Origin of the sequence: Novosphingobium capsulatum NBRC 12533, from assembly GCF_001598375.1 — a bacterium.
Lineage (GTDB): Bacteria > Pseudomonadota > Alphaproteobacteria > Sphingomonadales > Sphingomonadaceae > Novosphingobium > Novosphingobium capsulatum.
This window is the reverse complement of record NZ_BCYV01000009.1, coordinates 123,640-149,324: the sequence shown is the minus strand read 5'-3', so window position 1 is coordinate 149,324 and position 25,685 is coordinate 123,640. Positions and strand designations below refer to the sequence as shown.

Below are 25,685 nucleotides of genomic sequence, written 5' to 3'. Positions count from 1 at the left end.
GGTTGGCGTGTGGCGACCTTGGGTGAACGCATCAAAGAGCGGCTGATTGCCGTGGGCCTTTCGCAGGCGGAACTGGCGCGCCGGATCGGCGTAACGCAGCCAGCGATCACTCATTTGATCAAGCGGGGGACAGGGGGGACAGCGCATCTACACAAGATTGCGCGCGAACTGGAAACGACGCCGGAATATCTAAATGGCGAAAGCGAGACTGCTGCCCTCCCGGATGGGGCGCAGTCGATCGCGGTCGATGTCGTACCGATAGATCCCGACCAGGTTGAGATCGATATGATCGACCTGGCCTTCGGCATGGGCGGAACTTTCATCGACACCGACCATATCAACATCGAGAAGGTCGGCTTCTCCCGCAAGTGGCTCCGCCAGTTCACCCAATCCGCGCCCAGCCAGCTTTTCACGACCAAAGGCATCGGCGATTCGATGCAACCCACGATCTCCGATCACGACATTGTGGTAGTCGACCGCTCCGACCGACGTCCCGAATTTGCGGACAAGATCTGGGCCATCGTCTTCGGCGGCGTGGGCATGATCAAGCGCCTCCGTCCTATGCCAGATGGGTCGGTTCAAATTAGCTCCGATAACCAGCTAGTAAGAGATGCCCGAGCTGTCGATGATGAACTACATATTATTGGTCGTGTAGTTGCTGTGGTACGAAAATTATGAATTTCGCAGAAACTTACAGCCATAAAATTTAAGCATTGATTGATATTATAATTAAAAATATGTGAGGTGGGAAAATGAGATACTCAAACATCGTCCATTTGAGTGACTTGCACCTGAGCAGTAATGAAACTGGAAGATATAACCAGGATCTAATTATCGACGCATTGATTGACGATTTAAAGATGGTCAGCGACAATCACTTGCGCCCAGACTGCATAATATTTTCGGGCGATATAGTTAATTCGGCAGATGATAATGAAATTTTTGAGGAAGCCGAATTAATACTGGAAGAGTTCGCGCGGGCTGCAGGGATTCAGCGCGACCGCGTCTTTTTATGCCCAGGAAATCATGATGCAAGCAGAAATGCTGTTGGACCCACGCTCCCTTCAATCAAGAAATATCGCAATTTGCGAAACATCGATGAAGTTAATGGCTTGTCAAAATCATCAGAATACGTCGCTCACGTTTCAAACGTATTTGCAAAATACTCAGCTTTGGCAAAAAATTTGGAAAATCTTATCTTGTGCACGAGGATGCTATAGTAAAACAGTATTATATTCGAGAAATGCAAACAGCGATTATTTCTGTGAATACGGCCACTTTGACAGGGTGTGGATTGACGGCAGATTTTTCAGATGAACGAAATCTTATTATACCTGAAATGTTGCTCCATAATGCATTGAAAAAAGTTCCTGCTGGTGCGCAAGTAATAGTGACAGGTCACCACCCACTGGGATATCTACAGGAATTAAATGAGCCACATATTTTGAGGATATTGGCAGAGAAAGCATCAGTCTATTTGTTTGGACACATGCATGAGCATTCACCTGTGGCAATGACAACGCCACTTGGTGAGTGCTATTTTGTGCAGGCTGGATCGTTATACTCAGGTCGGGATAGCTGGAATGGATATTCAATTATTTCCACAGTTCCTGGACAAAAGCATCATCGTGTCACTTACCGCAAATGGCATGAGGCGCGCCGCAAATTTGGTGTGGCAAGTGACCTCAGTGATGATGGGGTTGTGTTTAGTTCACCTGATTCAAAGATATTTTGGTCCTCAGTTACACCTAAACTGAATTTTAGCGCACTAAATAAATGGCGAGCCGACGTACTCATTCCATTTTTGGATGATCAATTTGGCGACGAATTTTCCGAGTTAATGGAAAATAGCAGATTTGTCGTTCCTGAGTTTGAGCGCGACCATTATATTGAAACACTTAATGGTCTTGACAAGGCCGCGAGACCTGAAATCGTGAGCTTCGATGAAGTTTGTCGCGGTGATCATAATTATGTCATAGCAGCTCCAAACGAATCAGGAAAAACGACATTAATTAGACGAATGGCAAAAAATCTCGCTGATTTGTTAGCCACAGCGCCAGATTGGTCTGTTCCTGTTGTATTTAAATTCAATGAAATTAGGAAGTATGTAAAATCTATTGAGAATATTGTCAAAACGAGAATTCCGTCATTGCCGGAGGGTGTCACGCACGCTTCGCTCCTTGAGTTAGGGCTAGTGACGATTTTTGTAGACGACGCAGATTTGAAAAGGACTAATATCAAAAATACCTTAGACGAATTTGTAAAAAAATATCCCCAATGCCGCTATATTTTTCTGACGAGTACAGTGTACTTGCAAGGTGCAGGAATAGAGCCAGTCGTTGTCGACGGGATACCGTTTAAGCATTTAAGGTTGAGAAAGCTCAAAAAGTCCCAGCTCCTCAGCCTTATCGAAAGCCATGGACATAAAGATCCAATGCAGGCTGATAGGCTTTTGCAGCGGATGACGCTTGAGGCGTCTAGTTTGAATGTGCCGATTACTCCGGTAACCGGAACGTTTCTGATTCAGATTTACACAGAAGATTCCTCGCAACCCCTCATAAATCGCGCCAACCTCGTCGAGAGATATATCGAAATATCTTTGGAAAAGTTTGGCCCACAGGATTTGCTACCTGGAAGTTTCGATTTTCATAATAAGTGTGACCTTTTAAGTTTTGTCGCCGAATATATGTGCCGAAATTTCGTCAAAGAAATCTCGGAATCTAAATTTCTATCTTTGATTGGCGAATATCTTGACGAATATGGCCTTGTATTTTCGCAGTTTGATCTTCTAAATTATTTCGTGGAAGCTAGAATTCTAGAAAGATTTGACGCGTCTATTTCATTTAGAATCGATGCATTCAAGGAATATTTTTCTGCAGTCAGAATGATTTCGAATGACGAATTTCGTGCGTTTGTTCAGGGATCTGAAAGATATCTAGCTTTCTGTAACGAAATTACTTTTTATGCTGCAATTTCTCGCAAAGATAAAAATTGGTTAGAGGAGTTGTATTCGAGGTTCGAAGAGTCATCAGATGCTTTTTGGCGAGACAAGCCTGAGGATATTCGATCTGGACTTTTGGTGGAAAGTTTCCAAATACCCAGTAAAAAAGCTAACGAGGACGAGTTATTTGCGGTTGAGCGCAAAGTTTTTAATTCGGCACTTGATGAGAAAGACCGGCGTGCGCTTTTGGACGATGATTCTGAAGATATATTGAGCTATTCTAGCGTTGAATCAGAAGAAAATTCTGATCCAGGGGCGGAATGGCTGGCGAATTTAACGTTATTAAGTTCGATGTTGAAGAATATGGAACTTATTCCGAACAGCCTGAAGGCGAAAATTCTCGAACGTGTTATTCATGGTTGGATTCAGTTTTTGGCTTTGACTATGGGCATAGTGCCCGCTCTGGCTAAGGATAAGAGGGCTAGTTTTGGTGGAATTGAATATTTAGTTTTGACATCTGGTAAGGATAATATTGCTAGTTTGGCAAATCATCTATTTATGTATGTCCCAATCGCAGCGGGTAAAGTTGCGACACAATACGTGGGAACTGAAAAGTTGCGAATGCAGCTCGAAACAGGAATCGGGAACGATATAAAAGTTCTCTCTGCTTCGCAGCAATTTATGAGAGCGACTATTTTGTCTCAATTGGGGGTAGATGGATTGCCCGATGTCGTCGAGAAAGCTGCTGGTATACTGAAAGATTATAACTATCTGAATGCCGCCTTCGTACGGATGCTTTATGAAGTAGTCATAAGGTTCAGATTGCCGGATGCTGATTTGTCGAAAATTCGCCTTGTAGCCGCTAATACCATTGCAGGAATTGAGGGGAAAACTGGTCAGCGCGCAGCTGCGCGAAAAGCTGAAATTATTAATCTACTCAGTAATAACAGGAGATCCATGAACTTAGGGAAGGGTTCTTCGGAATCTGTTTGAAATGGAGTTGGAGAAATTATTAGTATTGATTTTGTAAAATTTGGCTGGTAAAGAGATATTTATATGCGAGTTAGATTTTTTGATATCATGTGGCGGATGAAAGCGGCATAATTGCCACCATCAATTGTAATATGTGCGCTGATTTAATACATACTTTGCAGTGATAGCTTTGCGCTGAAACCATTGGCTCCGTGATGGTAATCTACGCTTGAAATCTTCCAGGCTTCCTTGTCGATGTGCGGCCGGAAGCCTGATAGCGTGACCTTCGCGCCAGGCACCGCCCGCGCATCGCCATAAGGCAAGGTAACATCTACCGTGGCCGAGACGCGGATCAAGCGGCCGGTTTCGGCCTGGGCAGCGGCATGGGCTGTCGCCTCGCTGGGATAGACCCGCTTGAGCCGGCGTCGGTTGCTTCCACCCGCCGTTACCGTCTTCCGCTGCCCAGCCTCCTGATCATGCCACTGCGCCTCGGCGCCATCATAGGCCTTTTCCCGTGCCGCGCGGCGCCAGGTGACGCTGCTGCATTGCTGGCGGGTGATGGTCAGGCTGGGCAGTTCCTTGCCGCCCGGTGTGGTGGTGGCGCCGCGTGGGGCGAGGATCAGGGCGCCGCCTTTGACTGTGGCCACGGCGTCGAACTGGCGGCCGAGATCGCGGATAAACTGCATGTCGCTCTTGTTGTGCTGCTCGGTGGCCGGGATGGTGTGGTCGGCCAGATCGGGGTGGCAGGCGGGGATGAGGGCGTTGTCGGCGGCGATGCGGGCGATGATCGCGCCCAGGGTCTGGCCCACCCAACTCCGTGTCTTGCGGGTGCGGTAGCTGCCTTTGAAGTCGGCGCTGTGGGCGGTGATCGTCACGCGGTCGGGCGGGCCGCTCCAGGTGAACTCGTCCACCACGAAGCTGCCCTTGTCGACCAGGCCGATTGGCACGCCTGTGCCACGCGACCAGCCCAGCCACACGGCGAGGCGCGCGCCCTGGCGCGGCGGGACGAAGGCGCCATCGGTATCGTGCACGACGATTTCCAGGCTGTCGGCCTCTTCGCCCAGCTTTTCGGAGAGGCGCAGGGAGAGCAGGCGCGGGGCGAGGATGGCGGTCAGGTCGTCCCCGTCGAGCGTGACGCGCCAGGCCGAGCGTGGCTGGCTGTAGGGCGATTGGGCGGTGGTCGGGACGCTCGCCATTACGCCACTCGCGTCAGTTCGAGGATGAAGTCGATCTTGCGGGCCTGGCCGGTGTCGATCAGGTTCGATCCGCCGTTGGCCAGGCGATCGATGGTATAAGTGCCAAGGATCGTGCCGGTGCCGTCCATCAGCGGCCAGGCCTCGCCCTCACTGGCCATTTCCGCCAGGGTTTCGATGGCCGAGGCGCTGCCGGCCAGCTCTGGCACCAGCGTGCCAGTGAGCGTCACCTTGTCATCGCCCACGCCCACGAACTGACTGGCGGCGGGCGCCAGGAAGCGATCGTCGCGCGCGTGGCGGAAGGCGCGGTCGCGCTCAATGCGGTCGGGCAGCATGGTCTGGCTGTCGAACACGAAGAGGCCAAGGGCAAAGAGCATGGTGTTCCTCGATTAGAAATCGTCGCCGTAATCACCACCGCCGCCGCCAAGCTTGCGCTTGACGATGTCGATCACGCGGCGGGCCAGATCTTCGGCGCTTTCGCCGGGCAGTTGATAGATGTTGAGCGTGAGGTTGAGAGGACCGGCGGCCGTGGGCGCAGCACCTGACCTGGCACCATCGGGTGCAGCGCCGGCCGACGCGCTTCCCATCGTTGGGCCGGTGAGCGCAAGGGCGCCCGCACCGGCCACGCGGGCTGCCATCCTGCCCATCGAGCGCAGTGGCTTTGCCGCACCGCTATCGATGCCGGCGCCAAGGCCGCTCGCGATATGGCCGCCCATTTCCATCATCAGGCGCGAGGGGGACTTGATGCCGAAGTAGTTCTTGAAGGCGGTCACCCCGCTGCGCGCCACCTGCAGCAGACGGGCCACCAGGCGCGAGGGATCGAGCATGGTGAGCAGCCCCTCCATCATCATGGCACCGATCGAGCGGAACCAAGCCGGGGCGCCAACCCACAGCGCCCTGATCGAAGCCCAGCCAGCGGAAAAGGCAGCCTTGATCCTGTCCCAGTTGGCATAGACGAGATAGGCCACCGCCGTGATGGCCGCGCCGATCACGATGGGCCACAGGCCGATGGCGCCGACGATCGGGGCGATCACCATGAACGCCGCGCGCACCATCATGAAGCCATTGCGCAGGGCCGCGAATGTGGAGAGGATCGAGCCGAAGCCGAACTGCAGCGCGCCCAACGCCGCCTTGCCGGCGATAAAGGCGGTGACCAGCGTCATCAGGCTGCGCGCGGTTTCCGGGTTGGCCTGGGCCCAGCGGGACACCGCCGAAACGCCGGCATTGATCTGGGCAAACAGGCGCGTCGCCGCCGGGAGCAGAGTGGCGCCCAGCGTGATCGCCAGATTGCTCATCGTGCCCTTGAAGCTTTCCCAGGCAACCGATGCGTCCTGCGCCTCGCGCTGGCGGAACGCCGCATCGACGGCGCCGCCGCTCTTGGCCAGATCGCCGCGGATCTTGCGATAGTCCTGCATGTTGAGGATCAGGGTGCGAAGGGCCGACTGGGCCTGCATATCCTCGACCACCAGGCCGAGTTTGGACAAGTCGCCGCCGGTGGCTTTCTGGGTGATTTCGGCCAGGGCCTCCATCGGGGTTTTGCCCTTGGCATAGGCGGCCTTAAGCGCGGCGGGCAGATCGACGCCGAAGTTCTTCTTGAAGGCGTTCTGCACCGTGGGCGAGTTGATCTTGGCGAGCAGGTTGGCGACGTTAGTGGCCGCTTCCTCGCTGGTGCCGGCGCCACGCCGGGCGATTTCGAGCGCGGCGGTCAGGTCGGCCACGGCGCCCAGGCCTGACTGGCCCAGCGCCTGGGCCTGTGCCGTCAGGCTGGGAAAGTAGCGGGCCATGTCCTTGACTTCGAAAGCACCGACATTGCCGCCCGCCGCCATGATATCGAGTGCCTTGCCGGTGTCCGACAGGCCCACTTTCAGGTTCTGGAGGTTGGCGGAGGCGGCGGCGGCGCCATCGGCAATGTCCACCTTCATCGCGGTGCCGAGGCGGCCGATCGGGCCGATCATCTGCATGGCTTCGCGCGGATCGATGCCGAAGCCCGACAACGCATCGACGCCCTGGCGCATGGCCTCGGGCATCTGGTGCGCCGCCTCGGCCGCGCGCAGGATGCCCTGGGCCATGGCGTCGGTCTGCGCCTGGGTGAGGTTGGCCTTTTGCGCGATGTCGACCATGCCGCTGCTGAAGTCCATCGCGGCCTTACCGGCGAGGACCAGCGGTGTGGCCAGGCCGGCGGCGCCCAGCATGTTGTCGGTGCCCGCGCTGCGCAGCTGCGCGCCGCGCTGGCCGATCGCGGCGGTGCGGGCATTGGCTTCGTTCAGGCGGCGCTGCTCGGCAATGCGCGTGTTGACGGCGCCAAGCTCGCGCTCCAGCTCGCGCTGCCGCTCGATCAGCGGATTGACATTGCCTGTGGCGTTGGCGAGCTCGCGCTCGACGTCCTTCATCGCGCCGCGCAGCCGGCCGGCCTCGCGCGTCATGCCCTTCAGGGCCTGGTCGCCGCTCTTGCCCAAGCCGATCAAGTTCTTGAGCGCACCGGACAGCTTGTCCTGGCCCAAGAACGACACGATCAGCGAAAGGCGGTTGTTGGCCACGCGGCTACTCCGATTTGTTCATGCGATTCCACGCGGTGACGGCGCGGCGGTGCCAGTCGAGCAAGTCGGCCAGGTCCATCGTGGCCAGGTCGGACAGCGGCCAGTGGAACACCGCCGCGATATCGGCGATCAGGGTTTCGACGGTCAGCCCGTCATCGCTGCCATCGCTTCGCGCTGCGCCTTGCTCAGAAAAAAACCGACCACCGTGCCGACCACTTCGGCGAAGTCGTCAGCCTCGAGGCTGTAGAATTCGTGCGCGGCGATGGCGGGCGTGGTGATGCGTGGGATCACCTTGGCAACGGCATCGACATCGGCCGCGACCAGATCGGTCAGCTTGGTGCCGCGCAGATCGCCGCCCCTGGGCTTGCGGATGGCGAGGCTGGCAATCGGGCCGCCCTCGCGCGTGATGGGCTGGGCGAGGGGGACGACGACGGAGGTGGGCGCGGGTGCGGTAGTGGTTTCGGTCATGGTGGGCGATCCTGGATAAGACGCGGTCTGGTGAAGGCCCCTGCCGGCAGGACCGCCTTTCTGCCGGCAGGGGGCCGGGCGCGAGAGGGGCGCCCGGATTTGGATAGGGATCAGCGGCCGAGCGCGGCGCGGATTTCGGCGTAGCGATCGACGCCCATGACGGTGAAAATCATGTTGATCAGGTCGATCTCGATCCAATCGACGCCATCGACGATCAGGCGGTAATAGCTGCACGCCACCTTGTATTTGTGGGTTGTGTTGTCGCCGACCTTGCCATTCCCAAAGTCGATTTCAGTGTAGCGGCCCATGCATACAACTTCGACCGAGCGCACGGCGCCGGTGTAATCGTCCTGATAGGCACCGACGAAGCGGACCAGGCTGGCAGCGAGTGAGGTGGCGCCGAACTGGGCCAGCGCCGCCTGGATCAGGCCGCCCATGGAAAACTCGAACTCGAGCTTGTCGAGGCCCATGTCGATCGGCACCGGGCCGATCATGCCGCCGCCGCGCCAGTCCTCGGTCTTGATCACAAGCTTGGGCACGGTGACCTCCTCGGTTTCGGCGAGGTGGCCGACGCCGTCGAGCAGCATGTCCATCTGCTTCAGCTTGAAGGGGAAACCCATGGCAATGCTCCTTTACGAGGCCAGCTGGCTGGCGAAGTCGGCGTAATACCGGTCGGTCACGCGCTGGTTGAGGCTGAGGCCCTCGAGCGGGGCGACGCCGGTGAAGTCGTAGTCGATCACCGCTTGGCCACCGGCGAGCTGCTCGGTGGAGTTGAGCGCGGGATCGTACCAGGTCTTGGCGCCGATCAGCCGGCTGGCGGTGACGTAGGAGCGCAGCTTGGCGTTGATCGTTTCGATCGTGTCTTTGACCAGCATGACCGTCATCGGCTTGTCGGCTGCCCAGGCCAGGCCCTGCTCGATCTCGTCGGCGATCACCTGCGAGGTGCGCACCACGCTTTCGAAGGCATAGAGCGGTTCGTCCGAACAGGTGCGGTTGCCCCAGTAGCGATAGCCGCCGCCGAAGCGCACCAGCGTGGTAATGCCCGCCGCGTTGAGCAGGGCGGCATCGGTATCAGTGCTGTTCAAGGCAAAGCTCACATCCTGCTCAATTCCGGTCACCCCGGTTACGGTTACGTTGGAGATCGTCTTGTGCCAGCCCGTGTCGGCATCGATCTGGGCGCGCAGGCCCATGGCGCGGGCCACGGCATCGCCGGCAAAGCTGCTCGACCAGTTGGGCCAGATCATCATCATTTCGCGCTCGCCGAAATTCTCGCGATAGGTGAGCGCCTCGGCCACCGTCTCGCCTTCGCCAGCGAAATAGAGGAAGCCGCGCAGCTTCTTGGCCACGCCGGCAAAGTGCGCGGTGACCGCCTCGCTATCGAGCGCCGGGGCGCCCAGTATGCGCGGGCGCACCTGCAATTCGGCCTCGGCGGTGATCAGCTTGTCGATCCCGGCGATAGTCAGCGCATCCTGCGCCTGGGCATCGGCGCCAACACCCACGCGCACCAGTACGATCACGGGGCTCGATACGTCGGCGATCGCATCGAGCGCGGCGGGCAGGGTGCCGGTGGCGCCGATGGTGGCGAGCGCCTTGCGCACGTCGGTAATCAGCACGCGGCCATTGAGCGGGAAATCATCGGCCGGGGCATCGGGCGCGGTGCCGACAATGCCGATCACGGCGGTGGACTGGGAGACAATCGCGCGACTGCCCTGGGTAAGGAAATTGGTCTTGATGCCGTGCATGGGTGGCTCCTGATCAGGCGGCGCGGATGGACAAGCGGTTGAGGGGGATGGTCAGGCGGGTGAGGGCATTGGCGAGGGTGCCAGCTTTGGTGCCGGTGATTTCGGCCACGGCCTGGCCCGAGGCGAGCTCGCCCGAGATGGTGACCTGGCGCACGACGATGCGCGGCTCCCACCTGGCGAGCGCAAGGGCGATGCCCATCGACGCAAGCAGCGTGGTGGCGCGGTTCAAGGGGCGATCGACCACGTCGGCGAGAATGCAGCCGTAGTCGCGGCGCATCGTGCGGGTGCCGAGCGGGGTGCTGATGATGTCCTCGCACGACTGTTCGAGGTGGTCGTCGCCGGAAAGCGGCTCGCCGGTGGCGCGGTTCATGCCGGTAAGGCTGGTCATAGCGGCGTTCCGCTCTGCGCGCTGCCGGCCTGCACCTGTCCGTGCTTGTGCGATTTGAGGCTGATGCCGGCAGCGGTCACGTCTTCGCCCGCCTCGACTTTACCCGACACGGTGAGATCGCCGGTCAGCGCGACCTTGCCGCCATCGGGCATAGCCAACGCCAGGGTATGGCTCTCAGGATCGTAGGACAGCACGGCGCCATCCTTGAACTGGATCAGCGGCATCGCGCTGTTGCCCGGCACGGGAAAGGCATTGCAGGCAATGCCGCCGATAGCGATGGCGGCGCCGATCTCGCCCGCCGGGCACAGCACCAGCACCTGCTCGCCAATTGCCGGCGGGCACCACACGCGGGTTTCGCCCATGCGCGGGGCGGCCCAGCGGATCGGGCCGGTCTGTAGATCCTCGTCGATCTCCACCACGCATTTGCCGGCAGCATGATCGACCGAGACCACGCGTCCAAAGCGGATCAGTTCGTCGGGATCAGTCAGGGTGCTTTCGGGCGTTCGCATGGATTGCATCAGCCACGCCGCGCGGCCGGGAGCCATGGGGGCCGATTGTAGGGGCGCCGCTCACAACGCGCGCGGGTGGCAGAGTGGCCGGGCCAGCGGCAAGCCCATGGACATGGCCGACAGCACCACCGCAATCGATCTATCGCAATTGCCCGCGCCCACCGTGGTCGAGCAGATGTCCTACGAGGACATCCGCGCTGCTGCCGTGGCCAAGCTGCGCGAGGATCTACCCACGTTCGACGCTACGGTGTTGAGCGATCCGGCGGTGAAAGTGCTCGAGGTGTTCGCCTATCGCGAGATGCTGATCCGCCAGACATTCAACGAGCGCGCGCGCCAGGTCATGCTGGCCTATGCTACCGGCAGCAACCTCGACCAGCTGGGCGCGCTGCTCAACGTCGCGCGCCTGCCCGACGAACTGGACGATGCTTACAAGGGGCGAATCCAGCTAGCGCCCGAAGCCTTTTCCGTGGCCGGGCCGGCCAGCGCCTATCGCTATTATGCGCTTTCGGCCGCCGGCACGATTGCCGACGCCAGCGTCACCAGCCCCCGGCCAGATGACATCCGCGCGATGGTCCTGGGCGTGCTGGCCGACCATGGCGCCGACGCGGGCCTGGTGGCGGACATGACCGCCGCGCTCGATGGTGCGACCTGGCCGGGCACCGTGCTCGTCGCCTTGCTATCCAGCCTGGGCGATGGTTCGGCCAGCGACGATGAAATCGAGGCAGTTGAACTGGCCATCGCCGCCGACGAGGATGTGCGGCCCGTCACCGATCTGCCCCAGGTGCAATCGGCCGAGATCGTCGATTACGAAATCGATATCGATCTGACGCTTTTTACTGGCCCCGACGAGACGGTGGTGCTCGCCGCAGCGCAAGCCGGGGTCGAGGCCTACAAGACCGCCTCGCGCAAGATGGGTCGCTCGATCACCCGCGCCGGGCTCTATGCCGCCGCCGTGGTCGCGGGGGTGCAGAATGCCCTGATCAACAAGCCGGCCGACGATGTGGCGGTGGGCAAGCTGCAATGCGCCAATTGCGTCGGCACTGCCGTGAGGATCGCCGGCCGTGTCGAGTGATAGCCTGCTCCCACCCAATTCCACCCCGTTGGAAGTCGCGCTCGCGCGCCTGGGGCTGCGGTTCCACGACATCGACCTGCCGATTGAGCGGCTGTGGAACCCGGCGACCTGCCCGATTGCCGTGCTGCCGTGGCTGGCCTGGTCGCTGTCGGTCGACAAGTGGGATGCCGAGTGGTCCGAAGAGGAAAAGCGCGCGGTGACGGCGAGTGCGATCGAGGATCAGCGCCGCAAGGGCAGCGTCACGGCGGTCAAGACCGCGCTGGCCGGGATCGATAGCCTGCTGACCCTGGTGGAGTGGCACCAGACCGCACCGCGCGGCGTGCCGCACACCTTTGCCGTGCATCTGCCGGCGATCGGCGCCGATGGCGTCGCTGGTGGCGCGCGCGTGTCTGCTGCCACCACCGCGCAGATCATTGCCGATGTCGTCCGCGTCTCCCCCGCGCGCAGCCACTTCGACGTCGTGATCGACCTGGCCGTGGCCGGCGCCGCCGCAGCCACCGCCGCCGCGCACGCCGCGCTCTACCGTCGCGCAAGCGCAGGGCCTGACACCAGCGGCACCGATTGGGCTGCGCTGATCACGGATGAGATCGGCGAACCGCTTACCGACGATGCTGGTCAATTTATCGATGGGAGTGCCTGATGACCGCGCTTGTCCTGCAAATCACTGATGCCGGCCGCGCGGCCATGGTCGATCCAGCCGGTGGCACGCGCACCGTGCACATCGTCGAAGCCGGGCTGACCCAAGCGGCGTTTGTGGCCGCGCCGACGCTCGAAGCGCTGCCCGGCGAATTCAAGCGGATCGATACGGTTTCCGGCCTCGCCGTGGTACCGGACACCGTGCACCTCACGCTGCGTGACAGCGGCACCGATAGCTATGCCGTGCGCGGCATTGCCCTCTACCTCGATGATGGCACGCTGTTTGCCGTCTTTGGCCAGCCCGACGCGATCCTCGAGAAGGCCGCAGCCGCGACGTTCTACCTGGCGATCGATTGGACACTCGCGGCCGCCGATGTAGCCGCGATCACGTTCGGCGACACGAGCTTTCTCAATCCCCCGGCCACCGAAACGGTTTCCGGCGTGGCCCAGCTGGCAACCATTGCCGAGGCGCGGGCCGGTGCGGTGGGCGACAAGATCATCACGCCCGCCGTGATGGCCGAAGTCCTGGCCGGCTATGTCAATGCAGCCCAGCTCGGCGCAGCCAGCGGCGTGGCCACGCTCGGCGCCGATGGCAAGCTTGCCGTCGATCAGCGCCCGGCGATCGACCTGATCGACGTGTGGCCGGTGGCTGACCAGGCCGCGATGCTCGCCAAGGCTGACGCGACGGTGGGCGACTTCGCCGTACGTGCCGATTCTGGGTTGGTCTATGTGCTGCAGGCCCTGCCGCCCAGCACGCTGGCCAACTGGCTCGAGATCACCACGCCATCGCCGGTGGGATCGGTCAACGGCAAGGTCGGTGCCGTCGTGCTCTCATCTGGCGACGTCGGCGCGGTGCCCAGTGGGCGCAAGGTCCAGACCGGCGGAGGCCTGCTGTCGGGTGGCGGCACGCTAGCGGGCGATCTCACCCTCACGCTCAACCCAGCCAGTGCTACCGAGGCGGCGGCCGGCGTGGCGGGTGATAAGGTGGTTACCCCGGCGAGCCTCGCCACGATCCTCGCCACCCTAGCCGCCAAGGCCAATGGCGCTGCAACCGTCTCGGCCGGCGGCCTGCTGACCGGCGGCGGTGTGCTCGCCGGCAATCCCACGATCAACCTGGCAGCGGCCAGTGCGGCCGAGATCCTGGCGGGCAACGAAGGTGGCAAGGCAGTCACGCCCGCCGGCCTGGCTGGCCTGCCCAAGAGCCTGACACCCAATGGCTATTGGACGCTGCCCGGTGGGCTCAAGCTGATGTGGGTGCAGGTGCGCCAGGTGGTTACTACCGAGCGTGTGCTCACCGTCGCTTACCCCGACAGCTTCGCCGCGTTCGTCGTCCCCATTTCGCTGACCGGGTGGAACACCGTCTTCTCGATCAGCCGCGATCTGTGGTGCCAATTCGTCGGCGACCCTGGCCTCTCCAGTTGCACGATTCAGACCCAGTCCGACGACGGCCAAGACATGCGCCTCGACGGCTTCAACGCATTTTTCCTGGGGGTGTGATGTCCCACATCTACTACAGCGCCGCGCGTGGCGGCTTTTTTCACGCCGCCAACCACCCAGTGCTGCCCGATGACGCGGTGCGTATTTCGCGTCTGCGCCATCGCCAGCTGATGGACGCGCAGTCCCAGGGCCGCCAGATCGTGCCGAACGACGCGGGGCGCCCTGTCCTGGCGCCGGTGGTGCCACCCAGCATCGAGCAGCTGCGCGTGCGGGCGAGTGCCGCGGTCAATGCCGAGGCCGCGCGCCGGATCAAAGCCATCGCTACGATCGAACGGCAGACCAACGACAACGCAGTGATCGCCCAGGCCGCCCTGGCCGCCGCCACCGGCGCCCCGGCGCCGGCAGGCCTGGCCGAAGCGCTCGCCCGCCGTGCCGCGATCGACGCCATCCGCGCGGCGTCCAACCGCATCGCCGCCGTGATCGCGCAGATGCCGGCGGCCAACCTCATCGATTTTGACGCCACGGCCGAGCGGCTGTGGGTGGAGGGCTGATCTATGGCCAAGATTTCCGACCTGCCCAAAGTCGTCGCACCAGATGGTGCCGAAACCGTGGTGGTGCTCAAGGATGGTGAGGCCAAGCGCGTTGATCTGGCGCCGCTGGTGGAGGCCGGCGCCGCGCCGGTTCTGGCCGAGGCGGGCAACTTGCGCGATGAAGCAGCGGATGCGGCGGACCTGGCTGGCCGCTACGCCAATGCGGCAACCGACGCGGATATCCCCGGTGCACCTGCCGGTGCGCGCGGGGCCTATTACTGGACGCTGGTCGCGCAAAACCTACTTGCCAGCCTGCAGGCAACAGCCACCGACAACGCTGCTGCCGTTGCCCTGCTGCGGCAGATCGCGACGCAAACGATCGGCCGCCCGGTCGCGCCAATTGCCGGCGCAGCCACCACCTATCCCGTGACGATGCGCGATGCTGCCCTGCAGGCCGGCACCATCGAAACCATTCCGCTCTATGTGCGCGGCGCAGGGCCCCTGCAATTGACCCTCTACACGGTGAGCGGCCCGCTGCTCACGCGCGTGGCGACGTACACGGCCAACCTGACCAGCGCCGAAGCAGGCACGAACGTCAATCTAACGCCCGCACGCTTCGGTGTGTCTTCGATCCCGATCGCGGCCGGCCAGGTGGCGCAGGTCTATGGTCCCAACGTCCTGGCCGTAACCGCTACGGTTGCCGATGGCACGGGCTGGTCGACCACCGGCGGAGCAGGCGCGGCGACGATCACGAACCCGGTGTGGAGCACAAGCGCGCGCGTCGAGCTGGGGCTCAATATCAAGTACACGACACAGCCAGTAACGGCGGCTGCGTTCAATGCTCTACAGACCAGCGTGGCGGCGCTGTCGAGTTTGCAGGCCTACCGCTGCGGACAATGCGGCAGCGGTTGGTCTGCTGCGGCAGGTCGCCTATCAGACGATCGGGCGCACCGTGCCACCTATCGATGGCACTGCGGTCTCCCAGCCTGGCGTGCTGCTGCGCGACCAGGTGCCAGTTGATTGCGAACTCGACAGCCTGCCGGTGTTCGTCAAGGCAGCGACTACTTTCAGCCTCTATCGTTATGCGCTCCTGGCCGGGGTCTATACGCGGGTCAACACTGGCTATGTTGCGACTTTCACCAGTGCCGAAGTCGGCACTGTCGTTACGCTCAACGCCGCGCGGTTCGGGGTTGCATCACTGCCATTCAAGGCGGGCGAGTTTATCCAGTTGTCAGGGTCCGGCGCATGGCCGGTAACTGCCGTTGCGGCCGATGGCGCGGGATGGTCAACCAGCGCGGGGCTCGGCGCCACGACCATCACCAATCCGGTCTGGTCGACGGGTGCACGGCTCGAACTGGGCATTACCTTCAAATACACGACGCAGCCGGTAACGGCGGTGGCGTTCAATGCCCTGCAGGCCACGGTTTCGGCCAACGCACTGGCGGTCGCATCGCTGCAGGCGGCGGTGACCAGCAACGCCGCGGCGATTGCCAAGCTGCAGAAAGCAATGGTCCAGCGCATCGGCCGCACCGGCACGCCCACGGCGGGCACGGGCGTTGCCAATGCCGCAGGCGTTCTTCTGCGCGATGCGACCGGGCAGGATTGCGCATTTGGCAAGCTGCTGATCAAGCCGGCGGGCAGCGGCGCGTTCAAGATGACGCGCTATCTGCCCAACGGCACGACGTTGAACCGGTTGGCGACTTACACCGCCACGATCGATGCGGCCGAAGTCGGCACCGATGTGGTGCTCACGCCCGCGCGCTTTGGCCAGACGGCGATCAATCTGGTGGCCGGAGAGATTCTGCAGATCCCTGGCACCGGGTTTCTGCCGCTGACCGCCGGGGTGGCGGCTGACGGCACGGGCTGGTCCACCACTGGGGGGCTTGCTGCCGCATCGATCGCCAATCCTGCTTGGTCGACGGCGGTGCGGCTCGAGGTTGCCGTGGAATTCAATTACACCAGCCAACCGGTCACAGCCGATGCGGTGCTGGATCTGCAGGCCAAGGTGGCAGCGCTCGCACCGGCACCCGACCCGACGCTTTGGGCAGCGTCGGCGGAAATCCCGCATTTCATCATCTATGGGCAGAGCGTTTCGTTGTCCCAGACCGAGCGTGTGAACAATGCCGCCGCGCTCGATTACGCGCTGCGCTATGCCGGTGGTGTGCGCAGCCAGGATGGCGGCACCGATCCTGCCACCATCCACGCGTCTCTGACCGGACTGCGAGAGCAATCCAATGCCCCCAACGCCGAAAGCCCGGCGTCGGGCATGGCGCGGATGCTACGGCAGCTTTACGCGGCCGATGGCGTCGACGTGTCGGCCTGGAACCGCAAATGGCTTTTCTCGGCGCCCGGCCAGGGTGCGACGGCAGCGGCGGGGCTGGCGCCGGGTAGTGGGCCGTTCACGCGGCTACTCAACGACATCAGCTATGGCCCAGCTGCAGCCGCAGCCTATGGCAAGCCGACGATCGCCACGCAGATGATCTGTCTTGAGCAGGGGCAGGAGGATTACGGCAACAACACCGCGCCAGCGGCCTGGGCGGCGACGATCGAGAGCATTCGGGCGGCCGCACAGGCCCAGGCCAGGATTACCGCAAATCAGCCCGATCTGGTCCTGCCGATGATCCTGACGCAGATCAGCAGCCACCTGGCTTATGGCCGGGCTTATCCCGGCATTGCCCTGCAGCAGGCCGCGCTGCACGATAACCCTTACTATTGCATCGCTTGCCCCGAATATCCCCTGCCGCCCCACACGGCCTCGCCACCGCACCTGGCGGCCAACGGGGTGGAATGGATGGGCGCCTATTGGGCGGTGGCACATTACAACTGGATCGAGCGAGGCAAGAAGGCTGCCGCCATGAAACCGACCAAGGTTGTCCGCATGGGCAACAGCCTGCTCGCCACCTATCCGGTCGCGCGTGGGCGTTATCTGGTGAAGGACGACACCATCGCTGGGGGGCTGCAGACCAATCTGGGCTATTCCCTGGTGGATGCCGCCGGCAATTCCGTCCCGATCAGCAATGCTCGGATCGTCGGCCGCAACCAGATCGCTGTGGACTTTGCCAGTGCCTGGGCGGCGGGCTGGATACTGCGCTACGGCTTTGCCGACAGCAGCGGCGGCGCCGTGTTCGGTAAGGGCAATATCCGCGACAATGCCGGCGATGCCCTGATCTACGCCGGCTCGGCCAATTTGGGCAATGTGCCCATGCACAACTGGGCGTTGCACAGCGAAACGCCGGTCACCTGACGACATCGGGTAAGCCCCGCCTCTACCCCGCCACCCGGTCCCTCACGCGCGCGATAGCCTTACGACAGGCCATCGCGCGCTTGTTGTAAGACCCTTTCGCACAGTCGTGCACCGATTCATTCCCGCGCGCGTGCTGGCATGGCGGGCTCTCTCCCTTCCGAGAGGTGTCCACCATGATCGACGTTCGGCGGCTCCAGGCCGCTCTGGCCCAGGCCGGCTATGCCCCCGGCCCACTTGATGGCGCATGGGGGCCATCCACCTGCACGGCGCTGCTGGCGCATCAGGCGCAGCGCCAGCCTGACGCCATGCTGCGCGCGCTTGGCCGTGCGGCTGCTGTCGAATTGCCCCGGTATGGCATCACTAATAATCCCGCGCGCCTGGCCGAATGGCTGGCGCAGACCGGCAATGAGACCGGCGGCTATACCCGCTTCGAAGAAAACCTGCGCTATTCCGCGCGGCGCCTGCTGGAAATCTGGCCCTCGCGGTTCAAGACGCTGGCCCAGGCACTGCCCTACGCCTGGGATCCGACCGACCCAGACCGGGAAGACGTCGCACTGGCCAACCTGGTCTATGGCGCGCGCATGGGCAACCAGGCCAACGGCACCTCCGACAGCGATGGCTGGCTCTATCGCGGCGGAGGGTTGATCCAGCACACCGGCAAGACTGAATTCGACACGCTGTTTGCGCGCCTCGGCGTAACGGCCGATCAGATCCACGGCGGCGACGCGGGAGCGATGGTGCGCGCGGCGTGCGACTATTGGGATCGCGTCAGCGCCAATGTCTATTGCGACCGTGGCGATTTTGTCGGCCTGCGCGGATTGGTGAATGCTGGCGACCCGAAACTGAAGCCTGAAAAGATCATCGGGCTTCAAGAAGTTGCCCGGCGCCGGGCTCGTAGCCTGGGCGTGCTGGCAGGTGTGGCATGACTGGCCTGCGCGCGATCCTTGCCCGCTGGGCTGCCGGCCTGGTGTTGGTCACCGCGCTGGCCTTTGCCGCGATGACGGCGGCGGCCAACCATTATCGCCAGGCCGCCCGTGCGGAAGCGATCGGCCGTGCCGCCGATCGCGCCGGCTATATCGCGGCCCAAGCCGAAGCAACCCGCCTCGCAGCCGAGGCGATCCATCACCAAGAAGCGGTTTATCGGATGAAAGCCGCGCAACAGGACCAAGCCAATGAAACCGAACTTGCTCAAGCTCGCGCTGCTGGCGCTGCCTATGCTGTCACTCACCGCATGCAGCCCCAAGCCGCTGCGAGTGCAGGCGGCCCAGCCCTTGCCGCCGCCACGGGTGACGGTGCCGGCCTTCGCGCGGAAATGCCCACCGCTGGTGTCGTGGTATCCGAACAGGACGTGCAAGCCTGCAGCGAAGTGACCGCCTATGCGCTCACTTTGCGGGATTGGGCGCTGGGGCTGGATGATCCGCAGCCCGCGCCATAGGACTGGCGCCAGTCCCGCTCGCCCTTAATGCACGCCGCGAATCTCGTTGCGGGCGGCCTCGGCCAGGAATGCGCTGCGGGTCAGGCGCCGTGCGGCGGCGGCGGCATCGATGGCATCGAGCATGCCACGGTCGAGCGACACGTTGACGCGCACCGGCTTTCCCGTGGTGTGCATGTAGGGCACGGCCATCAGGAAAGCGCCTTCGGCCAGATCGTCGGCCACTTCGGCCTTGATCGCTTCCATGCTGCGCGGCTCTGCCAAGGGCTGATCCTCAAACCAAAGCTCGAGGGCCTCAACGGCCTGGGGCAGCACCTCGGCCAGGGTATCGGCTGTGGAAAAGCAGCCGGGCAGATCGGGGAACGTCACCCCCCAGGCGCTGTCTTCGTCCTTGTGGACCAGGGCAATAAAGGTTTTCATCGTCTCATTCCGCGAGGTAGCTTCAAGCCGGCCTGCATGCCTCGCTGATTGCTGTAAAGCGTTTAAGAATTTTGGGTCATAGTTAAGAGTGCGGTCAAAAAGTGGTCTCGCCAAGGCTACACAAGCCTCGGCGAGACCTTAACTTTATTTATCGTTTGCGCCAGTGAGCGCGAACGAATTCTTTGCGGCCAAAACGAACGCGCAAATACGATCGGATGTGGATCATACCACAGCCTCCCTACAACCAGGGGTTGTGCCCGGAAGGCAATCGTGCGACGCTCTACTTGCTAGAGAGGAGCTCGCGACGGCATGCCGTCCGGACTTTTCAGGAAAGGGCCGCTCCTTTTGGGGCGGTCCTTTTTCTATTCCGGCAATTCTCCGGATCCTCAAATCTCTCGTTCGTCCCTCCTGTCGCTACGCGTGGTCAATAAGCTGGATTCGAACCCCCAGGCTTGTTGACACTAGTCGTTATCTGCAACCTCTGCCTTACCAGCTGAGGTTCAGCATTATCTGACGGATCATGTCAGATGCACAAGGGAAGAACGCGCGAGTGCGTCGAAAATTCCTAATTAGCGCTTTTTGCGCGAAAAATTGGGCTCTCCGTCAAAGCAAGCTTTTGAAAAATATATGTCAACAGATTTCTGCTATCTAGTTAGCGCTCTTCGCGCTGATGCTACTTTCCTGAATCAGCATCACATCCGCTTCGCTCAAGCCCAGCAGACGGCGCGCGGCATAGCGCACGCGGATGGAATTGCGGATACGCGGATCGACAGGCGCTTCCTCGCCGAAGTGGTGCACCTCGGCGGTACGCTGGATCAGGGGGCGGAAGCTCACCACCACTTCATCGGTGCGGGCAACGCCTCGCAGGTTGCGCGCCAAGGCGGCCTTCGGAAACATGCGGGCCTTGCGCTTGCGCAGGCGCCCGCGTCGGTCCCGCTGGCTTTTGCGCGGTTCCATGGGCGAACCATCGGGTTGCACATTGTCGCGGATTCGCTTGGCGTTGCGGTCGCGCAGGGCCTTGGCCAGCTTGCGTGTGAGCTTGCGGCGTTCGGCCGGCTTGAGGCGTTGGAGATAGCCTTCCAGCCAGGGCGCCAGGTGGTCGAGGCCGCCGTCTGCCATTGGCCTCAATCCAGATTGCGGGGGGCGACCTGCTGGCCATCGACCCAGATCGAGGTGAGGCCGGGGCCGATCTGGCTGATATCGGGGATCAGCGGCACCGCCTGGGCGACGGTGGCGAGGTTCCAGCGCCCGGCATCGCCAGGGCTGGCCGTCACCGCTTCGTTGAGCGACAGCGTGATCTGCACGTCCACGGTGTTGGCATCGAGCACGTCGACTTCGAAGGGGATGCCCTCGGCGCCGCTGGCGAGCAGATCGGGCTGCTGGGCGCGCAGCCATTCGCACACGGTGAACATGATCACATCGGGATTGCCGGCATAACCGCTGATCAGCACGATCAGGTCATATTCCCAGGCAAAGCCGCGCTGCGCACCCTGGCGCGCGATCACTTTGCCCTTTTCCACCCACATGGCCAGGCGATCGGGATCGCGGCCGAGCTCGGGCAAGAGCGCGGTGATCGCCGCGCGCAGGAGATCTGGCTTTTTCACCGCGACGCGCCGGTGCGGCGATGCGCGCGCAGCTGCAGGTGGTGGGGTACAGCCAAAGCGGCCGCAACGGCCGCGCCAGCGAGGCTGGCGAGCGTGATCGCGCCGAGCAGGATATCACCCATTGCCGATCTCCCCGCCGGCAGGCTCGGGAAGCCCCAAGCGCTTGCGGAACAGCCACGCCGCACCATCGAGCAATAGGGCAAAGCCGACCATGCCCTGCGCCATGGCGATCAGGACTGCCACCACGGGATCGAGGTGGTAGAAGCTGACCAGCACCACCGACACGGTGGCGAAGGCGGGCAGGGCCGAGACTTCGCCGATCGCCACATAGCGGCGGCGCCGATGCCAGTGTTCGGCCAGCGCGGGATCGACCGGCGGATCGCCTGCCAGGCCATAGAGGCGCAGGCCGAGCTTGGCCGCGACCACGGTGGCGGCGGCAAACAGGCTGGCTAGCCACCAGAAAAAGAAATCGCGCCAGTCGGCCATGGTGTCAGTCCCAATAGTTGGTGGTGTCGAGCGTGGTGGTTGCGTGGGTTGCCGGAGGATCGGGCAGGATGACCGTCGTGCCCTCGGCGATCTGTGCGGAAAGCGAGAGGCCAGGGTTGAGATCGAGCGCCGCCTCGACCACCCCGCCGGCCGTGGTGCCGAGCACCCGCCAGCACACGGCATCTAGCATTTCGCCCTGCTGTGCGGTGGCGGTGGTGGTCATTCGGACGACTTACCCGGATCGATGACGTGCACGGTACCCAGCGCAAAGTTATAGATCGCTTCGGCGGCATCGATCAGTTGCACATAGCTACAGCCATGCGTGCGCGCGGCGATGGCCTGTTCGATTGCCCAGCGCCGCATGCGGATCTCCGGCAGATCAAGATAACCCCGTTCGCTTTGCGGTGGCGGTGGCGTCTGCGGACATGGGGCGGTTTTGGGTTGGCCTCGAAACATAGCGATTCCTTTCAGATCAACTCGATCGCCACGCGCGTGGTGCCGATGAGATCGCGGACCGCCTCGGTGACCATCCGGCGGTAATCGGCCGCGGTGAGTTTCTCGTCGTCGGCGCGGGCCTGGCCGTGAGTGGTGGCGGTCACGTCGCGGTGGGTTTCGGCCAGTTCGGCGGCAGCCGCGCAGCGCACCGCGCGGGTATAGAGCACCACGGCGCGCGGCTTGCCGCCGATGGTGCGGGCGGGTTCCACCTCGGCCAGGCTGGCGCAGCCTTCGGCCTCGCGCGCGGCCCGCCAGATGGCCAGTTCGCCTTCCACGGTGAGCAATCCACCTTCCAGTGCGCCGAGCAGGCGGGCGTGGGTGACCAATTCGCCCAGGCGCAGGGCATCGCGCATGGCGTTGCAGTCGATGTCCGGCCACCAACCATCGCCCGGCATGGTCGAGCCGGGCGGTGAGACGGGATCGGGTGGGACGCTGACAAAGCTCATGAGCGCAGGCTTTCGAAGGGGGTGGGGGGTGAGGGCGCGGGCGAGGGGAGCGGATGCTTCCCCGACCGTTCCCGCCCCCCGGCGCGGGTGGCGCAGCTGGTGAAGGCGGGTCAGTCGTTAGCGGCGGGCAGCTTCTTGAGCTCGGCGGTGAGCCGCTCGATGATCTTCTTCACGCCCGCGCTCTGGTCGAGCTCGAGCGCGCGGCCGACGTGATCGAGCGCGGCATCGACCAGGGCGCGCTTGCCACCGGCGCGCTGGCTTTCCGCCTCGGGATCGAACGCGTCGGCCTCGGCCTGAAACGCAAGTCCCAGCGCCTTGTGCAGCTTGGCGCGCACCTGGTCGGGCATGTCGTAATCGGCAGTGAGAGCGAGGGTCCGCTCGAGCACTTCGCGCGGCACGCCACTGGCGACGCGCAGGGCGCTGTCGGCGACTTCCTCGGCCAGAACGACGGCGGGGCTGCGCTTGTAGCGTTCGGGCAGGCCGAGATTGGCGGTGAGGATATGCGCGCCCAGCTGGAGCGCCAGCGGCCAATCGCCCACGTCGATCGCCCAGACCAGCATCGTGCCGACGATATCGTCCTGCACAGGCGGATCGGAGCGCATCGACCCTTCGACCCAGGCGCGATAGCGGCCGATCATGCCGGCCTTGGCGGCGATCTTGCGCTCGACCGACTGGATCTGGCGCAGGCTTTGTAGATCCTGGCCGAGCGCGGCCAGCAGCAGCGCATATTCGCTCGCCACCGCTCCGGTGGTGGGCATGGGCGCCGGTGCATCGGCGGCGCGCGGCGCAACGCTGGCGGCGCCGGCCTGGGCCGCGCGGTGCAATTCACGGTGACGGCGAGCGAGAGACATGGGCGGTTCTCCTGGGTTATAAAACCTGCCCAGCGCGGCCCCATAAATTCGGAGGGATGCCGACGCTGGGCAGGGAAGGGGCACCGTTTGCCGCCCCTTTTGTGGGGGTGGCCCCTGCCGGAAAGGACAAAAACGGCAGGGGCCGGGGCAGCGGGCTTTGCCGCCGCCCCGCAACATCAGGCCGGCTTGGGCGCCAGCACGATATTTTCGACGAAGGCGCTTTTGCCGTAGTCCTCGACCACGTAGGCCACGTTGGCGCTCTCGTAGTTCGCCATGCGGTTGTATTCGCTCTCGTCCTTGAGCTGGCGGCGGCGGGTGTCCTCCTGCTCGTAGATCGACAGGTTATCGAGGCTGGTGATCAGCAGGGCGCGGGCTGGGAAGAACGGCACGCGCACGGCGGGCAGGCCGCCAATCTGCTTGTCCGAGCGCAGGATGCGGTCACGCGCTTCCTGCTCGGTGGCCTTGTCGCCCGCGTTGTTGATCATCGGGAAGTACTTGTCGTGCACCAAGTCCCTCCCCACGATCACCACCAGGTCGGTGCTGTCGCGCTGCCATTCGTCCAGCAGTTCGATGGCATCGATCACGAGCGCGTCGAGATTGACGTAATCAGCGCGCGCCGTGGCGGTATTGCCGGCGTCCGGGCTGAACAGTTCCACGCCCGACCCGACGTAGATCGCCTTGGTCGCGTCGGCCGTCAGCGCGCCATCATTCAGCCAGCGCGCCGGCGCGACGGTGCGGATCTTGTGCAGCCAGCCCTTGTTGACGTCCTGCAGCAGAGGGTTGGCGGCGCGATCGGTCTGCGCGGCCACGCTGGTGCCGTTCCAGCCGATCATGATGGTATCGCGGCCCTGCTGCTTGAGGATCGCGTCGCGCAGGATGGTCTCGAACTCGGGCTTGTGGCGCCAGGCGTCGAGCTTGGCATAAGGAATTGCCCAGTCGAAGTCGGTCTTCTCGCAGCGATAGCCATCGATCTCGGCGCTGTCGGTGGGATCGCTGGGCTGGCGGCGGTTGTTGTTCGCGGTGTTGGTGCGCCCGGCAATCGTGCGGGTAACGCCGATGCCGACCTTTTCGCCTTCCTGCGCCGGCACGAGCTCCATGTTGATCGAGGAGAGAAACTCGCTCGACTGCTGGATCCGCTCGACCAGGGTCTGCTGCACCACCGGGGCGACGGTGAACTGCACGGTGGCATCGGGCACGCCGTTGATCAGCGCGATCTGGCTGACATAGCTGTTGAAGAGGATGCGGGTTTCGTTGCGCATGGATCGTTCCTTGAAAAGAGAGGGCCGGCCTGCCGATCAGCAGTCGGTGCGCACGCGGTTGTCGCCGCCGGTGGCGGGCTGGCGCTGCGCAAAGGCGGTGGCAGGCGTGCGCTCGAGCGTGGCCGCGATCTCAGCCACCTGGCCTTCGAGAGCCGCCGCGCGCTGGCTGCTGGCCTGGGCGAAGGCTTGGAAGCTGGTGGCCAGTTCGGTGACGGCCTGGCTCATGGCCTGGGTCAGCGCGGTAAAGGCCGTGGCATCGGCTCCGGGCTGGACAGCCGGTGCAGCCGGCGCGGGAGGCGGTTCCACCTGGCGTGCGGTGAGCCCGTCGAAGAAGGCGGCGATCTTGCCGATCAGGCCAGTGGCGGGATCGTCGGTTTCGTCGGCCAGTTCGAGCTGGAATTCCTCAGCCACGCTGAACAGGTTGGCCGGATCGAGCTTGCGGGCGCGCAGCGGCGACTTGTCGCCCTGGGCAGCCGCAAACTGCAGCATTTCCGTGCCCAGGCTGGCCGGGCTGTCGGTGACGGCCAGGCCGACGAGATAGGCCTTGTTGGTGCCGGCGAAATTCGGGCTGATCTCGATCGAGCTATAGAGCTTCTGGCCCGCCTTGTTCATGGCGACCAGCGGATCGAGCGCGTCAATTTCGGCAAACAGCGCCAGGCGCTTTTCGTTCTTGCCGCCCACTGTCAACTGAACCTGCTCGGTGCGCAGTGACAGGACGTCTCCCAGCGCCTGGAACGGCGGATCAGCGGTCACGCCCCGGATATGCTCCAGGTTGACCCGCGCGGCATAGGTGCTGCGGTCGTAGGTCTCGGCGGCGTCGATCAGCCACTGGCGTTCGATGGCGCGGCCATCGGTGGTGGCGCCTTCGACGGCGACGCGGAAAAAGCGGGACTTGGGCATTCAGGGCTCCGGTCCAGGAGTTACGGCGGGACAACCGCACCAGGCCCCGGATCGCGCCGCATCTCAACGCGGGCGCGTTGTGAAACCGGGCCTTACAATCGGCCCCCGCCGACAGCCCTGCCC

The 25,685-nt window shown here is 62.7% G+C and carries 31 protein-coding genes; 11 read left to right on the top strand and 20 right to left on the bottom strand.

Annotated features, from left to right (window positions below):
* Nucleotides 1-18 precede the first annotated feature (18 nt).
* The 3 genes from SCA01S_RS09185 (at nucleotide 19) to SCA01S_RS22185 (ending at nucleotide 3,934) form a co-directional block, all read left to right on the top strand.
* Nucleotides 19-678, top strand: coding sequence for an XRE family transcriptional regulator (locus SCA01S_RS09185; protein WP_167542883.1), 660 nt, complete (start codon nucleotides 19-21; stop codon nucleotides 676-678).
* 74 nt (nucleotides 679-752) lie between these two features.
* Nucleotides 753-1,220 (top strand): metallophosphoesterase family protein, encoded by a 468-nt coding sequence (locus SCA01S_RS21740; protein WP_084390891.1) that lies wholly within the window; start codon nucleotides 753-755, stop codon nucleotides 1,218-1,220.
* Nucleotides 1,202-3,934, top strand: coding sequence for an STAND family AAA ATPase (locus SCA01S_RS22185; RefSeq protein WP_157088916.1), 2,733 nt, complete (start codon nucleotides 1,202-1,204; stop codon nucleotides 3,932-3,934). Before SCA01S_RS21740 ends, SCA01S_RS22185 begins: the two co-directional genes overlap by 19 nt.
* Before the next feature lie 143 nt (nucleotides 3,935-4,077).
* Here SCA01S_RS22185 and SCA01S_RS09175 read toward each other — a convergent pair whose 3' ends face one another.
* The 9 genes from SCA01S_RS09175 to SCA01S_RS09140 form a co-directional block, all read right to left on the bottom strand.
* Nucleotides 4,078-5,109 carry a contractile injection system protein, VgrG/Pvc8 family gene (locus SCA01S_RS09175; RefSeq protein ID WP_062785022.1) on the bottom strand — a complete coding sequence of 344 codons (1,032 nt, stop codon included), beginning with the start codon at nucleotides 5,107-5,109 and terminating at the stop codon, nucleotides 4,078-4,080.
* On the bottom strand, nucleotides 5,109-5,483 hold the full coding sequence (locus SCA01S_RS09170; protein WP_062785020.1) for a phage tail protein: 375 nt from the start codon (nucleotides 5,481-5,483) through the stop codon (nucleotides 5,109-5,111). Before SCA01S_RS09170 ends, SCA01S_RS09175 begins: the two co-directional genes overlap by 1 nt.
* A 12-nt stretch (nucleotides 5,484-5,495) precedes the next feature.
* On the bottom strand, nucleotides 5,496-7,643 hold the full coding sequence (locus SCA01S_RS09165) for a phage tail tape measure protein (RefSeq protein WP_062785018.1): 2,148 nt from the start codon (nucleotides 7,641-7,643) through the stop codon (nucleotides 5,496-5,498).
* A gap of 4 nt (nucleotides 7,644-7,647) precedes the next feature.
* On the bottom strand, nucleotides 7,648-7,764 hold the full coding sequence (locus tag SCA01S_RS21735; protein ID WP_412103064.1) for a GpE family phage tail protein: 117 nt from the start codon (nucleotides 7,762-7,764) through the stop codon (nucleotides 7,648-7,650).
* Nucleotides 7,765-7,787: 23 nt separating this feature from the next.
* Complete coding sequence (locus SCA01S_RS09160) at nucleotides 7,788-8,111, bottom strand: phage tail assembly protein (protein WP_062785016.1); 324 nt, start codon at nucleotides 8,109-8,111, stop codon at nucleotides 7,788-7,790.
* Between the two features lie 110 nt (nucleotides 8,112-8,221).
* A complete protein-coding gene (locus tag SCA01S_RS09155) occupies nucleotides 8,222-8,731 on the bottom strand; it encodes a phage major tail tube protein (protein WP_062785014.1) in 510 nt (169 codons plus the stop codon).
* Between the two features lie 12 nt (nucleotides 8,732-8,743).
* Complete coding sequence (locus tag SCA01S_RS09150) at nucleotides 8,744-9,853, bottom strand: phage tail sheath subtilisin-like domain-containing protein (protein ID WP_062785012.1); 1,110 nt, start codon at nucleotides 9,851-9,853, stop codon at nucleotides 8,744-8,746.
* Between the two features lie 13 nt (nucleotides 9,854-9,866).
* Nucleotides 9,867-10,241 carry a GPW/gp25 family protein gene (locus SCA01S_RS09145; protein ID WP_062785010.1) on the bottom strand — a complete coding sequence of 125 codons (375 nt, stop codon included), beginning with the start codon at nucleotides 10,239-10,241 and terminating at the stop codon, nucleotides 9,867-9,869.
* Nucleotides 10,238-10,750, bottom strand: coding sequence for a phage baseplate assembly protein V (locus tag SCA01S_RS09140; RefSeq protein WP_157088915.1), 513 nt, complete (start codon nucleotides 10,748-10,750; stop codon nucleotides 10,238-10,240). Before SCA01S_RS09140 ends, SCA01S_RS09145 begins: the two co-directional genes overlap by 4 nt.
* A 112-nt stretch (nucleotides 10,751-10,862) precedes the next feature.
* Here SCA01S_RS09140 and SCA01S_RS09135 point away from each other — a divergent pair, with 112 nt between their 5' ends.
* The 8 genes from SCA01S_RS09135 (at nucleotide 10,863) to SCA01S_RS09100 (ending at nucleotide 19,104) form a co-directional block, all read left to right on the top strand.
* Nucleotides 10,863-11,822, top strand: coding sequence for a baseplate assembly protein (locus tag SCA01S_RS09135; protein ID WP_084390913.1), 960 nt, complete (start codon nucleotides 10,863-10,865; stop codon nucleotides 11,820-11,822).
* On the top strand, nucleotides 11,812-12,462 hold the full coding sequence (locus tag SCA01S_RS09130; protein ID WP_084390889.1) for a phage tail protein I: 651 nt from the start codon (nucleotides 11,812-11,814) through the stop codon (nucleotides 12,460-12,462). The genes SCA01S_RS09135 and SCA01S_RS09130 overlap by 11 nt, the downstream gene beginning before the upstream one ends.
* On the top strand, nucleotides 12,462-13,955 hold the full coding sequence (locus SCA01S_RS09125; RefSeq protein ID WP_062785002.1) for a hypothetical protein: 1,494 nt from the start codon (nucleotides 12,462-12,464) through the stop codon (nucleotides 13,953-13,955). The genes SCA01S_RS09130 and SCA01S_RS09125 overlap by 1 nt, the downstream gene beginning before the upstream one ends.
* Nucleotides 13,955-14,446 carry a hypothetical protein gene (locus SCA01S_RS09120; RefSeq protein WP_062785000.1) on the top strand — a complete coding sequence of 164 codons (492 nt, stop codon included), beginning with the start codon at nucleotides 13,955-13,957 and terminating at the stop codon, nucleotides 14,444-14,446. The genes SCA01S_RS09125 and SCA01S_RS09120 overlap by 1 nt, the downstream gene beginning before the upstream one ends.
* Before the next feature lie 3 nt (nucleotides 14,447-14,449).
* Complete coding sequence (locus tag SCA01S_RS09115; protein ID WP_062784998.1) at nucleotides 14,450-15,445, top strand: hypothetical protein; 996 nt, start codon at nucleotides 14,450-14,452, stop codon at nucleotides 15,443-15,445.
* On the top strand, nucleotides 15,378-17,669 hold the full coding sequence (locus SCA01S_RS09110; protein WP_157088914.1) for a hypothetical protein: 2,292 nt from the start codon (nucleotides 15,378-15,380) through the stop codon (nucleotides 17,667-17,669). Before SCA01S_RS09115 ends, SCA01S_RS09110 begins: the two co-directional genes overlap by 68 nt.
* A gap of 173 nt (nucleotides 17,670-17,842) precedes the next feature.
* The gene (locus tag SCA01S_RS09105; protein ID WP_062784993.1) at nucleotides 17,843-18,595 is read left to right on the top strand and encodes a peptidoglycan-binding protein; all 753 of its coding nucleotides are present in this window, start codon (nucleotides 17,843-17,845) and stop codon (nucleotides 18,593-18,595) included.
* Entirely contained in the window at nucleotides 18,592-19,104 is a 513-nt protein-coding gene (locus tag SCA01S_RS09100) for a hypothetical protein (protein ID WP_062784991.1), read from the top strand. Before SCA01S_RS09105 ends, SCA01S_RS09100 begins: the two co-directional genes overlap by 4 nt.
* A gap of 24 nt (nucleotides 19,105-19,128) precedes the next feature.
* On the opposite strand, the gene SCA01S_RS09095 is transcribed toward SCA01S_RS09100, so the two are convergent.
* The 11 genes from SCA01S_RS09095 to SCA01S_RS09055 all read right to left on the bottom strand — a co-directional run bounded on the left by SCA01S_RS09095 (nucleotide 19,129) and on the right by SCA01S_RS09055 (nucleotide 25,562).
* Nucleotides 19,129-19,521 carry a type II toxin-antitoxin system HicB family antitoxin gene (locus SCA01S_RS09095; protein ID WP_062784989.1) on the bottom strand — a complete coding sequence of 131 codons (393 nt, stop codon included), beginning with the start codon at nucleotides 19,519-19,521 and terminating at the stop codon, nucleotides 19,129-19,131.
* 648 nt (nucleotides 19,522-20,169) lie between these two features.
* Complete coding sequence (locus SCA01S_RS09090) at nucleotides 20,170-20,640, bottom strand: phage virion morphogenesis protein (RefSeq protein WP_062784987.1); 471 nt, start codon at nucleotides 20,638-20,640, stop codon at nucleotides 20,170-20,172.
* A 5-nt stretch (nucleotides 20,641-20,645) separates the two neighbouring features.
* On the bottom strand, nucleotides 20,646-21,125 hold the full coding sequence (locus SCA01S_RS09085; protein ID WP_062784985.1) for a phage tail protein: 480 nt from the start codon (nucleotides 21,123-21,125) through the stop codon (nucleotides 20,646-20,648).
* Complete coding sequence (locus SCA01S_RS22945) at nucleotides 21,122-21,247, bottom strand: hypothetical protein (protein WP_281191365.1); 126 nt, start codon at nucleotides 21,245-21,247, stop codon at nucleotides 21,122-21,124. The genes SCA01S_RS09085 and SCA01S_RS22945 overlap by 4 nt, the downstream gene beginning before the upstream one ends.
* Nucleotides 21,240-21,611 (bottom strand): hypothetical protein, encoded by a 372-nt coding sequence (locus SCA01S_RS09080; protein ID WP_062784983.1) that lies wholly within the window; start codon nucleotides 21,609-21,611, stop codon nucleotides 21,240-21,242. Before SCA01S_RS09080 ends, SCA01S_RS22945 begins: the two co-directional genes overlap by 8 nt.
* A 4-nt stretch (nucleotides 21,612-21,615) precedes the next feature.
* Nucleotides 21,616-21,834 (bottom strand): tail protein X, encoded by a 219-nt coding sequence (locus SCA01S_RS09075; RefSeq protein WP_062784981.1) that lies wholly within the window; start codon nucleotides 21,832-21,834, stop codon nucleotides 21,616-21,618.
* Nucleotides 21,831-21,974, bottom strand: a complete 144-nt coding sequence (locus tag SCA01S_RS22180) for a hypothetical protein (protein ID WP_157088913.1) — start codon at nucleotides 21,972-21,974, stop codon at nucleotides 21,831-21,833. Before SCA01S_RS22180 ends, SCA01S_RS09075 begins: the two co-directional genes overlap by 4 nt.
* 104 nt (nucleotides 21,975-22,078) lie before the next feature.
* The gene (locus SCA01S_RS09070; protein ID WP_084390888.1) at nucleotides 22,079-22,552 is read right to left on the bottom strand and encodes a head completion/stabilization protein; all 474 of its coding nucleotides are present in this window, start codon (nucleotides 22,550-22,552) and stop codon (nucleotides 22,079-22,081) included.
* 110 nt (nucleotides 22,553-22,662) lie between these two features.
* Nucleotides 22,663-23,403, bottom strand: coding sequence for a phage terminase small subunit (gpM, locus tag SCA01S_RS09065; protein WP_245652503.1), 741 nt, complete (start codon nucleotides 23,401-23,403; stop codon nucleotides 22,663-22,665).
* A gap of 176 nt (nucleotides 23,404-23,579) precedes the next feature.
* Nucleotides 23,580-24,662: a phage major capsid protein, P2 family gene (locus SCA01S_RS09060; protein WP_062784977.1), complete on the bottom strand. Its 1,083-nt coding sequence runs from the start codon at nucleotides 24,660-24,662 to the stop codon at nucleotides 23,580-23,582.
* Nucleotides 24,663-24,698: 36 nt separating this feature from the next.
* On the bottom strand, nucleotides 24,699-25,562 hold the full coding sequence (locus tag SCA01S_RS09055) for a GPO family capsid scaffolding protein (protein ID WP_062784975.1): 864 nt from the start codon (nucleotides 25,560-25,562) through the stop codon (nucleotides 24,699-24,701).
* Nucleotides 25,563-25,685: the final 123 nt, after the last annotated feature.

Excerpts from the sequence above, each read along its gene's own strand:
- SCA01S_RS09060 (WP_062784977.1), bottom strand. The coding sequence starts at position 24,662 with ATGCGCAACGAAACCCGCATCCTCTTCAACAGCTATGTCAGCCAGATC.
- SCA01S_RS09150 (WP_062785012.1), bottom strand. The coding sequence starts at position 9,853 with ATGCACGGCATCAAGACCAATTTCCTTACCCAGGGCAGTCGCGCGATT.
- SCA01S_RS22180 (WP_157088913.1), bottom strand. The coding sequence starts at position 21,974 with ATGCGGCGCTGGGCAATCGAACAGGCCATCGCCGCGCGCACGCATGGC.
- SCA01S_RS09125 (WP_062785002.1), top strand. The coding sequence starts at position 12,462 with ATGACCGCGCTTGTCCTGCAAATCACTGATGCCGGCCGCGCGGCCATG.
- SCA01S_RS09070 (WP_084390888.1), bottom strand. The coding sequence starts at position 22,552 with ATGAGCTTTGTCAGCGTCCCACCCGATCCCGTCTCACCGCCCGGCTCG.
- SCA01S_RS09175 (WP_062785022.1), bottom strand. The coding sequence starts at position 5,109 with ATGGCGAGCGTCCCGACCACCGCCCAATCGCCCTACAGCCAGCCACGC.
- SCA01S_RS09120 (WP_062785000.1), top strand. The coding sequence starts at position 13,955 with ATGTCCCACATCTACTACAGCGCCGCGCGTGGCGGCTTTTTTCACGCC.
- SCA01S_RS09075 (WP_062784981.1), bottom strand. The coding sequence starts at position 21,834 with ATGACCACCACCGCCACCGCACAGCAGGGCGAAATGCTAGATGCCGTG.
- SCA01S_RS09155 (WP_062785014.1), bottom strand. The coding sequence starts at position 8,731 with ATGGGTTTCCCCTTCAAGCTGAAGCAGATGGACATGCTGCTCGACGGC.
- SCA01S_RS09105 (WP_062784993.1), top strand. The coding sequence starts at position 17,843 with ATGATCGACGTTCGGCGGCTCCAGGCCGCTCTGGCCCAGGCCGGCTAT.
- SCA01S_RS09145 (WP_062785010.1), bottom strand. The coding sequence starts at position 10,241 with ATGACCAGCCTTACCGGCATGAACCGCGCCACCGGCGAGCCGCTTTCC.
- SCA01S_RS09115 (WP_062784998.1), top strand. The coding sequence starts at position 14,450 with ATGGCCAAGATTTCCGACCTGCCCAAAGTCGTCGCACCAGATGGTGCC.
- SCA01S_RS09095 (WP_062784989.1), bottom strand. The coding sequence starts at position 19,521 with ATGAAAACCTTTATTGCCCTGGTCCACAAGGACGAAGACAGCGCCTGG.
- SCA01S_RS22945 (WP_281191365.1), bottom strand. The coding sequence starts at position 21,247 with ATGGGTGATATCCTGCTCGGCGCGATCACGCTCGCCAGCCTCGCTGGC.
- SCA01S_RS09160 (WP_062785016.1), bottom strand. The coding sequence starts at position 8,111 with ATGACCGAAACCACTACCGCACCCGCGCCCACCTCCGTCGTCGTCCCC.
- SCA01S_RS09100 (WP_062784991.1), top strand. The coding sequence starts at position 18,592 with ATGACTGGCCTGCGCGCGATCCTTGCCCGCTGGGCTGCCGGCCTGGTG.
- gpM (WP_245652503.1), bottom strand. The coding sequence starts at position 23,403 with ATGTCTCTCGCTCGCCGTCACCGTGAATTGCACCGCGCGGCCCAGGCC.
- SCA01S_RS09055 (WP_062784975.1), bottom strand. The coding sequence starts at position 25,562 with ATGCCCAAGTCCCGCTTTTTCCGCGTCGCCGTCGAAGGCGCCACCACC.
- SCA01S_RS09080 (WP_062784983.1), bottom strand. The coding sequence starts at position 21,611 with ATGGCCGACTGGCGCGATTTCTTTTTCTGGTGGCTAGCCAGCCTGTTT.
- SCA01S_RS09140 (WP_157088915.1), bottom strand. The coding sequence starts at position 10,750 with ATGCGAACGCCCGAAAGCACCCTGACTGATCCCGACGAACTGATCCGC.
- SCA01S_RS09170 (WP_062785020.1), bottom strand. The coding sequence starts at position 5,483 with ATGCTCTTTGCCCTTGGCCTCTTCGTGTTCGACAGCCAGACCATGCTG.
- SCA01S_RS21740 (WP_084390891.1), top strand. The coding sequence starts at position 753 with ATGAGATACTCAAACATCGTCCATTTGAGTGACTTGCACCTGAGCAGT.
- SCA01S_RS09090 (WP_062784987.1), bottom strand. The coding sequence starts at position 20,640 with ATGGCAGACGGCGGCCTCGACCACCTGGCGCCCTGGCTGGAAGGCTAT.
- SCA01S_RS09135 (WP_084390913.1), top strand. The coding sequence starts at position 10,863 with ATGGCCGACAGCACCACCGCAATCGATCTATCGCAATTGCCCGCGCCC.